11 protein-coding genes are annotated in these 13,630 nt (G+C 72.9%); 8 read left to right on the forward strand and 3 right to left on the reverse strand.

All coding sequences use genetic code 11. The features are described from left to right. Positions 1–62 precede the first annotated feature (62 nt). Positions 63–368 (forward strand): hypothetical protein, encoded by a 306-nt coding sequence (locus ACFWRT_RS33735; RefSeq protein WP_380954204.1) that lies wholly within the window; start codon positions 63–65, stop codon positions 366–368. A 46-nt stretch (positions 369–414) separates the two neighbouring features. Here ACFWRT_RS33735 and ACFWRT_RS33740 read toward each other — a convergent pair whose 3' ends face one another. Further along, positions 415–1,077, reverse strand: a complete 663-nt coding sequence (locus ACFWRT_RS33740) for an HAD family hydrolase (protein WP_380954202.1) — start codon at positions 1,075–1,077, stop codon at positions 415–417. Between the two features lie 162 nt (positions 1,078–1,239). Here ACFWRT_RS33740 and ACFWRT_RS33745 point away from each other — a divergent pair, with 162 nt between their 5' ends. The 4 genes from ACFWRT_RS33745 to ACFWRT_RS33760 are packed head-to-tail and all read left to right on the forward strand — an operon-like array spanning position 1,240 to position 5,250. Further along, the gene (locus ACFWRT_RS33745; protein ID WP_380954200.1) at positions 1,240–2,292 is read left to right on the forward strand and encodes a FecCD family ABC transporter permease; all 1,053 of its coding nucleotides are present in this window, start codon (positions 1,240–1,242) and stop codon (positions 2,290–2,292) included. After that, the gene (locus tag ACFWRT_RS33750) at positions 2,289–3,359 is read left to right on the forward strand and encodes a FecCD family ABC transporter permease (RefSeq protein WP_380954199.1); all 1,071 of its coding nucleotides are present in this window, start codon (positions 2,289–2,291) and stop codon (positions 3,357–3,359) included. The genes ACFWRT_RS33745 and ACFWRT_RS33750 overlap by 4 nt, the downstream gene beginning before the upstream one ends. Further along, the gene (locus ACFWRT_RS33755; RefSeq protein WP_380954197.1) at positions 3,356–4,234 is read left to right on the forward strand and encodes an ABC transporter ATP-binding protein; all 879 of its coding nucleotides are present in this window, start codon (positions 3,356–3,358) and stop codon (positions 4,232–4,234) included. Before ACFWRT_RS33750 ends, ACFWRT_RS33755 begins: the two co-directional genes overlap by 4 nt. A gap of 5 nt (positions 4,235–4,239) precedes the next feature. Beyond that, a complete protein-coding gene (locus tag ACFWRT_RS33760; protein WP_380954195.1) occupies positions 4,240–5,250 on the forward strand; it encodes an ABC transporter substrate-binding protein in 1,011 nt (336 codons plus the stop codon). A gap of 12 nt (positions 5,251–5,262) precedes the next feature. On the opposite strand, the gene ACFWRT_RS33765 is transcribed toward ACFWRT_RS33760, so the two are convergent. After that, entirely contained in the window at positions 5,263–6,534 is a 1,272-nt protein-coding gene (locus ACFWRT_RS33765; protein ID WP_380954193.1) for a hypothetical protein, read from the reverse strand. Positions 6,535–6,588: 54 nt separating this feature from the next. On the opposite strand from ACFWRT_RS33765, the gene ACFWRT_RS33770 reads away from it, so the two are divergent. The 3 genes from ACFWRT_RS33770 (at position 6,589) to ACFWRT_RS33780 (ending at position 12,519) form a co-directional block, all read left to right on the forward strand. Continuing rightward, positions 6,589–9,045, forward strand: a complete 2,457-nt coding sequence (locus ACFWRT_RS33770) for a helicase C-terminal domain-containing protein (RefSeq protein ID WP_380954192.1) — start codon at positions 6,589–6,591, stop codon at positions 9,043–9,045. 87 nt (positions 9,046–9,132) lie between these two features. Then, the gene (locus tag ACFWRT_RS33775; RefSeq protein ID WP_380954190.1) at positions 9,133–11,682 is read left to right on the forward strand and encodes a tetratricopeptide repeat protein; all 2,550 of its coding nucleotides are present in this window, start codon (positions 9,133–9,135) and stop codon (positions 11,680–11,682) included. Positions 11,683–11,769: 87 nt separating this feature from the next. Continuing rightward, on the forward strand, positions 11,770–12,519 hold the full coding sequence (locus ACFWRT_RS33780; protein WP_380954189.1) for a YqjF family protein: 750 nt from the start codon (positions 11,770–11,772) through the stop codon (positions 12,517–12,519). A 60-nt stretch (positions 12,520–12,579) separates the two neighbouring features. Here ACFWRT_RS33780 and ACFWRT_RS33785 read toward each other — a convergent pair. Beyond that, the coding region (locus ACFWRT_RS33785; RefSeq protein ID WP_381121401.1) for a helix-turn-helix transcriptional regulator at positions 12,580–13,630 on the reverse strand (1,051 nt) is incomplete at its 5' end.

Consider the following 13,630-nt stretch of genomic DNA (forward strand, 5'->3'; position numbering starts at 1 on the left):
CGTCCGGATCACGCCGGTCGTCCGGCTCACACCGGTCCGGCGAAATGGCTAGGCTCCGTCGTGTGAAGCACGCAGGGCACGCCCTTAGGCCGCCTCCCCCCGCCTGTAGCGTTCCGGGCCGGGCGACGGCGCACGTCGACGACCTCCTCGTACAGATCGCCTACGGCAGCCGGGACGCGCTCGGTGAGCTGTACGACCTGCTCGCCCCGCTCCTGCTGGAGCTGCTGCGCTCCCGGCTGCCGGACGGCGCGGACGCCCGGACCGCCCTCGTCGAGGGGTTCAGCGAGGTCTGGCGGCAGGCGCCCTCGTACGGGCCGGGGCCGCACGGGCTGGACTGGGTGATCGACCGGGTGACCGAGGAGCGGTAGGCCGGGAGCGGGGGGCGTTCTCAGGCCGGCGCGCGCGTCAGGGCCCTCAAGCCGCCGTGCGGGCCGCCTCGAACGTCCGCAGCCAGGCCGGGAACTCCGTCAGGTCCGCCAGCACCACGTCCGCGCCCGCCGCCCGCAGCTCCCGCTCGTCGCACGGACCCGTCGTCACGGCGACCGACCGCGCCCCGGCGACGCGCGCCCCGCGGACGTCCCCCACGTGGTCGCCCACGTAGACCTGCGCCCCGTGCTCCTTCAGCGCCTCGCCCTTGGCCTCCGCCCAGAGCCAGCCGATCACCGAGTCCGGCTCGATCCCGAGGTGGGCCAGGTGCAGCTTGGCGTTCGGCTCGTACTTCGCCGTCACGACGATCGCCCGGCCGCCGAGCGCCCGCACCTCGGCGATCGACTCCCGCGCCCCGGCGAGGGCCGTGCTCGGCGCTATCGCGTGGTCGGGGTAGAGCTCCCGGTAGCGGTCACCGGCGGCGGCCACCTGGTCGGCCGGGAACCAGTGCGCCAGCTCCTCCTCCAGCGGCGGGCCGATCCGGCTCACCACCAGCGCGTCGTCGATGTGCACCCCCGTCTCCGCGGAGAGGGCCCGGTAGGTGGCGGCGATACCGGCCCGGGAGTCGATGAGGGTCATGTCGAGGTCGAAGCCGACCGTGAGGGGGGCGGTGTGCGGGACGGAGGAGGGGCTCGAAGCCGTGGAAGCCATGGGGACCATTGTGCCGACCCGTGCGGCGGGTCCGTCGGGCCCGCCCACCGCCGTCCTCGGCGTAATCCCCGCCACCTAGACTGAGCCCGCACTTAGCCAAGCCTTAGTAGGACTCAGTCACCCCGCACGCAATCTTCGCGAAGTCCCTGCCGATTGGTTCAGATGTCAGCGCCCGCGCCACCACCGGCACCGGCCGTCGCGCCCCCGATACCCCGTGCGCCCCGCCTCTCCCGACGCGCGGCCGCCATCGCCGCCGCCGTCATCGCCCTCCTGCTGGCCGTTCTGCTGAGCCTTACGGTCGGGGCGCGGTCCATCCCGCCGGGCGAGGTGGTCGACGCGCTGCTGCACGGCGGGACCTCGGATGGCGCCGAGGTGATCCGGACCATGCGGGTGCCGCGCACGCTCATCGGGCTCATGGTCGGCGCGGCGCTGGCCCTCGCGGGCACGGTGCTCCAGGGGATCACCCGTAACCCCATCGCCGACCCCGGCATCCTCGGCATCAGCCAGGGGGCGTCGGTGGCGGTGGTGCTGGCCATCGCGTTCGCCGGGGTGCACACGCTGACCGGGTACGTCTGGTTCGCCTTCGCCGGGGCCACCGTCGCCTCGGTCGCCGTGTACGCCATCGCGTCGAGGGGGCGCGGCGGCGCGACGCCCGTGAAGCTCGCGCTCGGCGGGGCCGCGATCAACGCGCTGCTGGTCTCGGTGACGATGGGGGTCCTCACGACGAAGGCGTCCGCGCTGGACGAGTTCCGCTTCTGGCAGGTCGGGTCGATCGCGGGCCGGGAGGCGGACGTCGTCCAGCAGGTGTGGCCCTTCCTGCTGCTGGGCGTTGTCCTCGTGCTCTCCGTCGCCCGTGGTCTGGACGCGCTCGCACTCGGCGAGGACGTGGCGAAGGGCCTCGGTCGAGACGTCGCGGCGGTCCGGATCACCGGCGGGATCGGGGCGACCGTGCTGACCGGGGTCGGGGTGGCCGCCGCCGGGCCGATCGCGTTCATCGGGCTCGCCGTCCCGCACATCGCCCGCGCGGTCGTCGGCAACGACCACCGCTGGGTGCTGCCGATGGCGGCGCTGATCGGGCCGGTGATGCTGCTGGTCTCGGACGTCGTCGGCCGGATCGTGTTCCCGCCGAGCGAGGTTCCGGCGGGTGTGATGACCGCCCTGATCGGGGTGCCGTTCCTGGTCGCCCTCGTACGGAGGAAGGCGGTGCCGGCGTGAGCAACACCCTCGTACGGGTCCGGCCCGCCGGGTACTCCGTCGTGAAGGCCGGGCCGCGCGGCCGGTTCCTGCTGCACCGGCGGGCGTCCGTCGTCGTGGCGGGTCTTCTCGTGCTGCTGGCCGCCGTCTGTGTCGCGTACCTCTGTGTCGGCGAGAGCTTCGTCGCACCCGGCGAGGTCGTGAAGGTGCTCCTCGGGCAGCCGTCCTCCGCCGAGTTGGTTGTGGGCACGCTGCGGCTTCCGCGCTTGGTCGTCGGGCTGCTGGTCGGCGCGGCCTTCGGGATCGCGGGGGCGCTCATCCAGACCGTCGCCCGCAACCCGCTCGCCAGCCCCGACATCATCGGTATCAGCCAGGGCGCGAGCGCGCTCACCGTCGGCGCGATGACCTTCGGGATCACCTCGTACGCCGTCCTGCCCTACCTCTCCGTCATCGGCGGCATCGCGGCCGCCGCCCTCGTCTACGTCTTCGCCTGGCGCGGCGGCCTGCACGCCTCCCGGTTCGTCCTCATCGGCATCGGCTTCGCCATCGCGCTGCGGTCGGTCACCACCCTCTTCCTGACCAAGGGCGACTACCTGGTCGCGCAGCAGGCGCAGATCTGGATGACCGGTTCGCTGAACGGGCGCGGCTGGCCGGAGGCCGCCCCGCTCGCCTGGACGCTGCTGGTCCTGCTGCCCGCCGTCGCCTGGGCGGCCCGCGCGCAGCGCACCGTCACGATGGACGACGACACGGCCACCGCGCTGGGCGTGCGCCTGGGGCGCGTACGGCTCGGACTCGTCGCGCTCGGGGTGGTCCTGGCCTCCGTGGCGACGGGCACGGCGGGCCCGGTGGACTTCGTGGCGCTGCTCGCGCCGCAGATCGCCCGCCGGATGACCCGGACCACGCAGATCCCGCTGCTGTCCTCGGCGCTGCTGGGCGCGGTGATCGTCGTCTTCGGCGACCTGCTCGCCCGCAGGCTGTTCTCGCCCACCGAACTGCCGGTGGGCGTCCTCACGGCGGCGGTCGGCGCCCCGTACCTGATCTGGCTGATCATCCGCGGTCACCGTAGCCGCAGTGGAGGCACCGCATGAGCCCGACGACCGGGACCGCTGAGCACGGGAGCAGGCTCGCCGCCCGTTCCCTGACCCTCGCGTACGAGGACCGCACCGTCGTCCACGAGCTGGACCTCGCCGTGCCCGACGGGCAGGTCACCGTCATCGTCGGCCCGAACGCCTGCGGCAAGTCCACCACCCTGCGCGCGCTCGGCCGGCTGCTGAAGCCGCGCGGCGGGGCGGTCCTGCTGGACGGTACGGAGCTGGCGCGGATACCGACCCGGCGCATCGCCCGGTCCATCGGGCTGCTCCCGCAGACCCCGGTGGCCCCCGAGGCGATCACCGTCTCCGACCTCGTCGCCCGGGGCCGCCAGCCGCACCAGAGCTGGTGGCAGCAGTGGTCGGACGCGGACGAGCGGGCGGTGACCGACGCCATGGCCCGTACGGATGTGACGGCGCTGGCCGAGCGTTCGGTGGACGAGCTGTCGGGCGGGCAGCGCCAGCGGGTGTGGATCGCGATGGCCCTCGCGCAGGAGACGGACCTGCTGCTGCTCGACGAGCCGACGACCTATCTGGACATCGCGCACCAGGTGGAAGTCCTGGACCTGGTACGCCAGTTGGCGTCCCCTGCCGCCGACGGCACCCGGGGCCGTACCGTCGTCACCGTGCTGCACGACCTCAACCAGGCGGCCCGGTACGCCGACCACCTGGTCGCCATGAAGGAGGGCCGGATCGTCGCCGAGGGCCGGCCGGGGGACGTCGTCACCGCCGCGCTCGTCCGCGAGGTCTTCGGCCTGGAGGCGGTGGTCGTCCCGGACCCGGTGACGGGTTCGCCGCTCGTCGTCCCGGGCGCCCCCTGGGCCCCGGCCACCGCTGCTCCTCCCTCCGCCCCGACTCCCGGAAAGGCCCTCTGAGAACCATGACCCTCCTCCAGCACCGCTCCCGTACGCTCGCCGCCGCGTCCCTGACCGCGGCCGCCGCGCTGGCGCTGTCCGCGTGCGGCTTCTCGTCCGATTCGGGCTCCGCGTCCGGCTCCCCAGGCTCCTCCGGCTCCGACTCCGGCGACGCCTCCGCCGGCGCTCCCCGTACGGTGAAGACCGCGATGGGCGACGTGAAGGTCCCGGCGGCCCCGCAGCGGGTCGTCGTCCTGGACACCGCCGAACTCGACTCGGTCCTCACCCTCGGCGTGAAGCCGGTCGGCGCGACCCACGCCGACGTGGACTCCGGCTTCCTGAACTACCTGCCGAAGGACCAGGTCACCGGCATCACGGACGTCGGCCAGATGATGACCCCGAACCTGGAGGCCATCGCCGGCCTCAAGCCCGACCTCATCCTCACCAGCAAGATCCGGCACGGCGACAAGTACGCCGAGCTGTCGAAGATCGCGCCGACCGTGATGACGGAGAACACCGGCTACCCCTGGAAGGAGAACTTCCAGGTCCACGCGGAGGCCCTGAACAAGAAGGCCGAGGCGAAGATGGTCACCGACGACTACGCGCGCCACGTGGCCGATGTGACGAAGGCGCTCGGCGGCAAGGAGAAGGCCGGGGCGACCGAGGTCAACATGGTCCGGTTCGTCGAGGGTGCCGACATCCGCATCTACGGCAAGAAGAACTACATCGCCACGATCCTCGCCGACGTCGGCCTCGGCCGCCCCGCCGTCACCGACCAGGCGAAGGACGGGTTCAGTTACGACGTCAGCCCCGAGAAGATCGACCTCGCGGACGCGGACGCGGTCTTCCACTCGACGTACGGCGACCCGAAGAAGTCCAAGGAGACCCAGACCACCGGCAGCGGCCTGTGGAAGAAGATGGACGCGGTGAAGAACGGCAAGGTCTTCGCGGTCGACGACCAGCTGTGGATCCAGGGCATCGGCTACACGGCGGCCGACAAGATCCTGAGCGAGCTCCAGACGAACCTGACGAAGTAACCACCGCGGCTCTCAGGCCCGCCTCCGCGCCCGCCACACCAAATAGAGCGCGGAGGCGACGGCGGCGATCCGGACGACCACGGGCCAGGCGCCGGTCAGCACCTCGCGCAGCGCCCCGTCCGCGATGGGCTCGCCCCACCGCCCGTCCAGCCGCCCCCACACCCAGACGAGCGCCCCGGCGACGACCACGCCCGGCAGCCCCAGGGCCGCCCACTTCGCCTCCGTACGGGAGAGGGTCCGGGAGCCGTACGCGATGAGCCAGCCGCCCGCGAGCGGGATCCACGACCCGGTGACCACTCCGGCGATCAGCAGCGCGGCGGCCAGGAGCAGCAGGGGGTGGGCGAAGCCGCGGGCGGCCGGCGCGGCGACCACGGGCTCGACGACGGCGACGACCGGCTTGCGGCGGCGGGGCCGGGGGATGCGGAGGGTACGGCGGCGGGGTGCCGCTCCGGTGGCGGCCGCGCGGTCCTCCGTGTCCCCTTCCTCCTCCGCCTCCTTCGCCTCCCCCGCCTCCTTGTCCGCGGCTTCGGGCTTCGCCGGCCGCCGGCCGAGGAGTTCGGGGGCCTCGATGCCGCCGAAGAACCCGGGGACGGCGGTCCCCGCGTCGAAGGGCCCGGGCTCCAGGCGCCACCAGTCCTCGCCGCCGGTGCTCTGCTGGTCGGGGCCGAGGACGTGCGGGGCGGAGGGGTGGGGCCAGGGGGTGGTGTCGGCGGGGGTGGGGGTGGGGGTGTCGCCGGGGGTGGGGGTGGGGGTGTCGCCGGGGGCGGTGGGCTTGGTGAGGTTCGGCTTCGTACGGGGGTGGTCTCCGGGGCCGGGCGCCGTACGGGGGGCGCGACCGGAGGCGGGACGCGAGCCGGGACCGGAGGCGCGACCTGAGGCCGCCCCCGGCTCGTACGGCTGCTCCGGGCCCTCCTGCCCCTCCGGCCCCTTCGGCTCCTTGGGGCCCTTCGGCTCCTTCGGGCCCTTGCGGAGGAAGCCGGTCCGGGGCCGCGGAACGGCGGGCTCCGCACTCGTACGCGCCGACGGCAGCGGCACCGAACCGTCGCCCGACTCCGCCGCCGCGCCGACCAGTTCGGCCGGGCTCCCGAGCCTGCCGATGATCCGCCGCACGGCCGCCGGGGAGTCCGCGCCCTCGATCGCGCGGCGGCGGTCGATCTCGCCCCGCAGCGTCGAGACGAGCCGCATCCGGGCGCCCGACGAAAGCTGTTGCCGCTGGGCCAGGTCGCCGACCCGGCTCAGGTAGTCGTAGACGAGCTGGTCGCTCTCGATCCCCACGCGGTGCATCCCCTCTTGCCGCCCTGCCCCGACGGTAGCGTTTCAGCGGCTAACGTGGGACGGATGGGGACGACCACACCACCGCGCACGCTCGCCGAAGCCCTGCGCGCCCGGGGCGACGAATCGCTGGCCGGGCTGCTGCGCGCCCGCCCCGACCTCCTCAACCCGGTGCCGAACGACATCACCCAGCTCGCCACCAGGGCCGGGACCCGGGCCTCGGTGGTCCGCGCGCTGGAGCACCTGGACCGGTTCGCGCTCCAGACGGCCGAGGCGCTGGCGGTGGCCCCGGACCCGGCCCCGTACGACACGCTGCTCTCGCTGCTCACCGGCGACGGTCTGGACGACGGCGAGCAGCGCGACGACGTGGGGGCGACGGTCACCGCCGCGCTGCCGGGCGCACTCGCCACGCTCCGCGAACAGGCCCTGGTCTGGGGCGAGGACGAGCGGCTGCGGCTGGTGCGTACGGCGCGCGAGCTGCTCGCCCCGTCTCCGCAGCACCCCTCCCCCACCGGCCTCGGCCCGACGGTCGCGGAGGCTACGGCGGGCATGTCGCCGGGCCGACTCCAGGAGATCCTGGTGGGGTCCGGGCTCCCCGCCACGCACGACCCGGTCTCGGCGGTGGCCGCGCTGTCGGCCCTGTTCACGGACCGGACGCGGATGGCGGAGCTGCTGGACACGGCCCCCGTGGAGGCGCTGTCGGTCCTGGACCGGCTGGTGTGGGGCCCGCCGTACGGCGAGGTCACCCCGAACCCCACTCCCCCTGTGAAGTGGCTACGGGACCGGGGCCTGCTCCTCCCGGTCTCCACGCGCACGGTGGTCCTGCCGCGCGAGGCCGCCCTCCATCTGCGCGCCGGACGCGCGCACCGCGTACCGGAACCGGTCCCCCCGGTCGTCGCGTCGGCGGCCGAACGCGATCCACAGGCTGTGGACAGGGCGGCGGCCGGCCAGGCGTTCACGGCACTCTCGACCGTCGAGGAGCTGCTGAAGCTCTGGAACGGCGGCGGCCCGGCGATCCTGCGCGCGGGCGGCCTGAGCGTGCGGGAGCTGAAACGGGTGGCGGCCGCGCTGGAGGTGACCGAGCCGATCGCCGCGTTCTGGGTCGAACTCGCCTACGGGGCAGGGCTGCTGGCCACCGACGGCGAGAGCGACGAGCGGTACGCGCCGACGCCCGCGTACGACGAGTGGCTCGACCTCCCCGCCCAGGACCGCTGGACCCACCTCGCCACCGCCTGGCTCCCGGCCACCCGGGTCCCCGGCCTGGTCGGCGGTCAGGACGCGAAGGGCCGGGCCCTGTCCGCGCTCGGCCCCGAGCTGGACCGGTCGGCCGCCCCTGACGTACGCCGCCGGGTCCTGTCCCTGTTCGCCGAACTGCCGCCGGGCACCGCGCCGGACCCGGAGACGCTGCTGCGACGGCTGCGCTGGGAACGCCCGTTGCGCGGTTCCTCGCCCTCCGGGGAGGGCACCGACCTCCGCTCCCGCCTCGCTCTCTGGACCCTGAACGAGGCGGAGCTGCTGGGCATCACGGGCCGCGGCGCGCTGTCTTCCCAGGCCCGCGCACTCCTGAACGAGGGAGAGGAGACGGCGGGAGCCCTTCTGGCACCCCTCCTCCCCGAACCCCTGGACCACGTCCTGCTCCAGGCGGACCTGACGGCGGTGGCGCCGGGCCCCCTGGAGCGCCCCCTCGCCGAAACCCTCTCGGTCCTGGCCGACGTGGAGTCGAAGGGCGGGGCGACGGTCTACCGCTTCACGCCCGGCTCGGTCCGCCGCGCCCTGGACGCGGGGCAGGCGGCGGCCGACCTGCACGCGTTCCTGGCCGCGCACAGCCGTACGCCGGTGCCGCAGCCGCTGAGCTACCTGATCGACGACGTGGCCCGCCGCCACGGCCACCTGCGGATCGGGGCGGCGTCCGCGTACGTACGGTGCGACGACGAGGCGGTCCTCAACGAGATCCTGGCCGACCGCCGCTCCACGGGCCTGCGCCTGCGCCGCCTGGCCCCCACGGTCCTGGCCTCCCAGGCCGACCCCGGCTCCCTCCTGGAGGCGCTGCGCGAGATGGGCTACGCCCCCGCCGCCGAATCGGCCGAGGGCGACGTCCTGATCACCCGAGCCGGCGCCCGCCGCACGCCGCCCCGTACCCCTCCGGCCCCGGTCCCCGAAGGCCCCCCGACCCCCGACGCCACCCTCCTGGGCGCGGCGGTCCGGGCCATCCGCGCCGGCGACACGGCCGCCACGGTGGTCCGCAAGGAGCCGACCGAGGGCGCTACAGGGGCGCGCGCCTCCGGCTCCCTGCCCCGCACCACCTCCGCGGAGACCCTGGCCACGGTCCAGGCGGCCGCGATGACGGGCACCGCGGTCTGGATCGGCTACGTCAACGCGGAGGGCGCGGCCAGCCAGCGCGTGATCGCGCCGGTCCGCGTGGAGGGCGGCTTCGTCACGGCGTACGACCACACGGCCGACGAGGTCCGCACGTTCGCCCTGCACCGGATCACGGGAGTGGCGGAGCTGGCGGAGGAGGGGTAGGGGCGCCCTCTCCCTCGGCCGACACCCGTCCAACAGACCGACCGAATCGTACTGTTCAGGTTCGACCACCACATTCGCGAGGAACGTATGACTGGTTCGGGCGGGCACGACATCCGCAACGAGGTCAGCGGCGGACTGTTCTTCAACGCCGTGGTCCAAGGCCACCACATCACACTGCAGCTCCCCACCTCGCTCACCCCTGCGCTCACTGGAATGCCCTCCCCTTCGCCGGCCTTCACCGGCAGGAATTCCGAGACGGACATGCTGCTCGAGTCGCTCGGGTCAAACCCGGAAGCGGGCGGTCCGAACCAGCTGATCGCCGGGCTGCCCGGCGTCGGAAAGACGGAACTGGCCCTCCAGGTGGCCCACCGTGCGCTGAGGACGCCGGGCCTGCTGACCGGTGGTGTGCTCTTCATCGACCTTTTCGGCTACGACGACGCGCGGCGCGTCGGACCGCACAAGGCGCTGGGATCACTTCTCCGCGCTCTGGCGGTGCCTGGCGAGTACATCCCGGAGGAAACCGAGGACAGGGCACGCCTGTACCGATCCGTACTGGCAGCCTACGAGGCGAACCAGCGCCGCATTCTTCTGGTGCTCGACAACGCGATGAGCAGCGCCCAGGTTCGGCCGCTCCTGCCGGGTGGCGGGAGCGTGCCCGTCCTCATCACGTCGCGGCATACCCTGACCGACCTCAAGGCTCGTTTGCTGGACCTGTCGGTTCTCGGACCGCAGGCGGCTGTGGAACTCATCGATCGGAGCCTGAACGAGGTCGTCGGCCCCACGGACAAGAGGGTGGCTAAGGAACCGGAAGCCGCCGGGGAGATAGCTTCTCTGTGCGGTCGGCTTCCCCTCGCCCTCTCGATCGTCAGCGCCTTGCTGGCGGACACGCCGACTCGGCCTCTGCACTCCATGGCGGCAGCACTGCGGGATGCCCGTAGCAGGCTGGAGCGACTCAGCCGTGAGGATCTCGCCGTCCGTGTGGCCTTCGACCTCTCCTACCACCACCTGAAGCCGGACCAAGCCGGTATGTTCCGGCTGCTGCCTCTCAACCCGGGGCCCGATGTGTCCACCGAAGCAGCGGCTCAGTTGATGGGAACCTCGGCCCATGCCGCCGAGGCACTGCTGCTGCTCCTCGCTCGCGGCCATTTCGTCGAGCCGGGATCATCATATGGGCGCTGGCGCATGCACGACCTGATCCGCCTGTACGCGGAAGACCTTTCCCGGACGCAGGACCTACCGGAAGACCGGGAGGCGGCTACGGATCGGCTGCTGAAGCACTACGTCATCGCGGCGAGCGCCGCTGACACACACGTGGACGTGGGTAACGTGCCCAGCCCTCTGTTCTCCGACCGGGACTCAGCCTTCGGCTGGCTGGACGCCGAACGGCACAATCTGGTCGCCGCCGCGCTGGCCGCCCCGGAGTGGGGACGGCCGGGGGTGCTGCTCCTCCTGCACTACGCATTGACCGACTTCCAGTCACAGCGGCGGCACTTCGACGAGTGCGCGGAGCTCGCCCTGGCCACGCTCACGACGATCCGGTCGTCGGACGAACCCGCGTTGCGCGAAGCCGAGGCCAGCGTCCTGAACAACCTGGCGACAGTCCAGCGCGAGCTACGCCGCTTCGACGCCGCGGTGGCCACATACCACGAGTCACTGCAGTTGCAGGAGCGGGACGACCACCTGGCGGACATCACCGCGACGCTGTGCAATCTCGGACTCACCTACCAGCAGATGGGCAGGCCGGAGGAGGCGGTCAACGTTCTACGGCGGGCCATGACGCTGTCCCCGTCGGAGCCGTCCCGTGTGCGGGGAATGATCTGCAACAACCTCGGCAAGGCACTGCACGACTTGCGCCGTTGGCCGGAGGCAGTCGAGGTCTACCACGAGGACATCGCCATCTGCCGGTCGGTCGGTGACCGCAGAGGTGAGGGGGTGACCCTGAACAACTTGGGGATGGTCCTCCGGGACATGGGGAAACCGGATGAGGCCGTGGAGGTGTTTGAAAGCGCCTTGGAGGCGGCGAAGGAGACAAAGGATCTTTACAGCGAGAGCCTGGCAGAGGCGAATCTCGGCTGGGCCCTGGCGGCGAGCCTCAGCGAGCGCGGCCCTCAGGAGGCCATCGACCGGCTGACACGTGCGATCGTCACACTGGAATCACTCGGCGATGAACACATGGCGAGCCTGGGGCGGAACCAGCTCGCCATGGTGCTGCTTCAGGCGGGGAGCCCCGGGAGAGCGATCGATCCCCTGATGTCGGTTCTCGAGATGAGCCGTAAGTTCGGCGATTCGCAGACCCGCGCCATGGCTCTGACCAACCTGGGAACCGCACTGGAACTTTCCGGCAGATACCCGGAGGCCGTCCAGGCCCAAAGGGACGCCGTCGGTCTCTACCGAGAACTGGGGGAAAGGCATCGCGAAGGGCAAGCACTCCTCAACCTGGGTCTCGCCATCCGACGCACCGGCAACCTCAAGGCGGCTATCGAAGCGTTCGATGCCTCTGCTACCGCCCTCAGAGAGACCGAGGACGACAGCTCGTGTACGCAGGCCCTGAGCATCAAGAACGAAACCGCAATACTGAGAAGGCGGCGCCTCCGTCGGTGGCTGACGCGCTCGCACAGAGGGGCCCGACGGCCCTGAAGCCATGATCAGCCCAGGACCGGGGCGGTACGCATGCCTCGTCCATCCTGCCAAGCTGATCCACTTTCCGTCTGCGATGCTGCGTGCATGTCCCCGACCTACCCCGCCGCCGAGCCGGTGTCACCCCGCCCGCCCGCCGCGCCGATGCCTCCGCTGCTCACGCAGTCCTGGCTGGATCTGGCGTTCCTGCACTGGGCAGTTGATCCGGCGGACGTGGCGCCGCTGTTGCCTGCGGGGACCGTGCCGGACACGTTCGACGGGGTGACCTACGTGGGGCTCGTGGCGTTCCGGATGTACCGGGTGGGGTGGCTCGGGCTGCCGGGCATCCCCTATCTGGGGACCTTTCCCGAAACCAATGTGCGGCTGTACTCGGTCGATGAGCGCGGGCGGCGCGGTGTCGTCTTCCGGTCCCTCGACGCCTCTCGGCTGGTCCCCGTTCTCGTGGCGCGGGCCGCGTTCCGGTTGCCGTACGTGTGGTCCCGGATGGGCATCGAGCGCTCCGGCGACACCCTCACGTACACGAGCACCCGGCGGTGGCCCGGGCCGCACGGTGCGCGGAGCCGGATCGTGCTGCGGGCGGGCGATCCGATCGGCGAACCCACGCCCTTGGAGCACTTCCTGACCGCCCGTTGGGCCCTGCACGGTTCCTTCTTCGGGCGGACCGCCTACCTGCCCAACGCCCATCCCCGCTGGCCCCTGCACCGGGCGGAGCTGCTGGAGTACGACGAGGACCTGGTGGCGGCGGGCGGGCTGCCCGCGCCGGCCGGCGATCCGGTGAGCGTGCTGTACTCCCCCGGCGTCGCCGTGCGCTTCGGACCGCAGCGGCGCGGGCACTGAGGGCCGAGGGCGACGCGTCCTCACCGAGAGCGTGCTCGGAAGGCGCACGGTGCCATCGCCTCAGGGATCCGCGCGGCTCGTGGGCAGATGCCGGCGGGAGACCGCATGGGTCTTGCGCATGATGCGGTACACGTGCTGCTCGACCGTGCGCGGCGACAGGTGCAGCGCACCGGCGATCTCACGGTTGGTCAGCCCTCCCGCGGCGAGGGCCGCCACCTCCTGCTCGCGTGGGGAGAGCGCGCCCCCGTACGCCGGCCGCCCGCGCCCCCGGGCATCCGCCGCATCGCCCGCGAGCGCCCGGGAGTGGCCGGGAGGCGCCAGTTCGCGCAGGGTGCCACGGGCCCGCAGCGCGTCCCACGCGGCCCCGAGGGACTCGAAGACCCGGAGCGCCTCCTCCAGGTCCCGCAGCGGCCCCGCGGCCGGGCCTCCGACTCCGGCTCCGACTTCGGCATCGGCATCGGCATCGGCTTCGGGAGGCCGAGCCACCAGGCCGCACCGGCCGGCCGCCTCCAGGTCGAGCGCCCGGCGGTACGGGGCGCCCGTCCGCTCATGCACGAGGGCGGCCCGCCCGAACAGCCCGCGGGCCTCCGGATGCTCCGCCGCGTGCTCCGCCAGCAGGGCCCGGCAGCGCAGCAGGGCCGCCGCAGCCGTGCGGCTGTGGTGGGCGCGCAGTCCTGAGGCGAACTCGGCGACCGCCGCCCGCGCGGTGTCCTCCCCGCCCGCGAGCAGCCAGGCCTCCACCGCCCACGGCGCGGCGTGCCCCGCCCACACCCACACGCCCTTCGCGCGCAGCCGGTGCCAGATCCGGTCGGCCGTGGCGACCGCCTGGGCGGTGTTCTGCCGTGCCACGGCCATGCGGATACGGATGCCGGCCGCCGACACCTCGTAGGGGAACTGGGAGAACACCCGGGGCATGTCCTCAAGGCCGGGCTGGAGGGTGACGCAGTCCTCCCACGCCCCCTGGGCGAGGCCGAGGTGCAGCAGGACGAGCCGGGCGTCCACCCGGGTGCCCACCCCCGACAGCAGCCCCCGGCTCTCCCGGCCGAGCCCGGACCACTCACCCCGCTCCAGCCGGAGCAGCAGCTCCGTCCCCCGGTCGCACTGGGTGATG

Origin of the sequence: Streptomyces cyaneofuscatus (genome assembly GCF_042718795.1) — a bacterium.
In the GTDB taxonomy this organism is placed as follows: domain Bacteria; phylum Actinomycetota; class Actinomycetes; order Streptomycetales; family Streptomycetaceae; genus Streptomyces; species Streptomyces cyaneofuscatus_A.

Bases quoted from the DNA above. Each gene is read 5' to 3' on its own strand.
- ACFWRT_RS33770 (WP_380954192.1), top strand. From the start codon at position 6,589: ATGGGGACGACCACACCACCGCGCACGCTCGCCGAAGCCCTGCGCGCC.
- ACFWRT_RS33775 (WP_380954190.1), top strand. From the start codon at position 9,133: ATGACTGGTTCGGGCGGGCACGACATCCGCAACGAGGTCAGCGGCGGA.
- ACFWRT_RS33740 (WP_380954202.1), bottom strand. From the start codon at position 1,077: ATGGCTTCCACGGCTTCGAGCCCCTCCTCCGTCCCGCACACCGCCCCC.
- ACFWRT_RS33755 (WP_380954197.1), top strand. From the start codon at position 3,356: ATGAGCCCGACGACCGGGACCGCTGAGCACGGGAGCAGGCTCGCCGCC.
- ACFWRT_RS33765 (WP_380954193.1), bottom strand. From the start codon at position 6,534: ATGCACCGCGTGGGGATCGAGAGCGACCAGCTCGTCTACGACTACCTG.
- ACFWRT_RS33760 (WP_380954195.1), top strand. From the start codon at position 4,240: ATGACCCTCCTCCAGCACCGCTCCCGTACGCTCGCCGCCGCGTCCCTG.
- ACFWRT_RS33745 (WP_380954200.1), top strand. From the start codon at position 1,240: ATGTCAGCGCCCGCGCCACCACCGGCACCGGCCGTCGCGCCCCCGATA.
- ACFWRT_RS33780 (WP_380954189.1), top strand. From the start codon at position 11,770: ATGTCCCCGACCTACCCCGCCGCCGAGCCGGTGTCACCCCGCCCGCCC.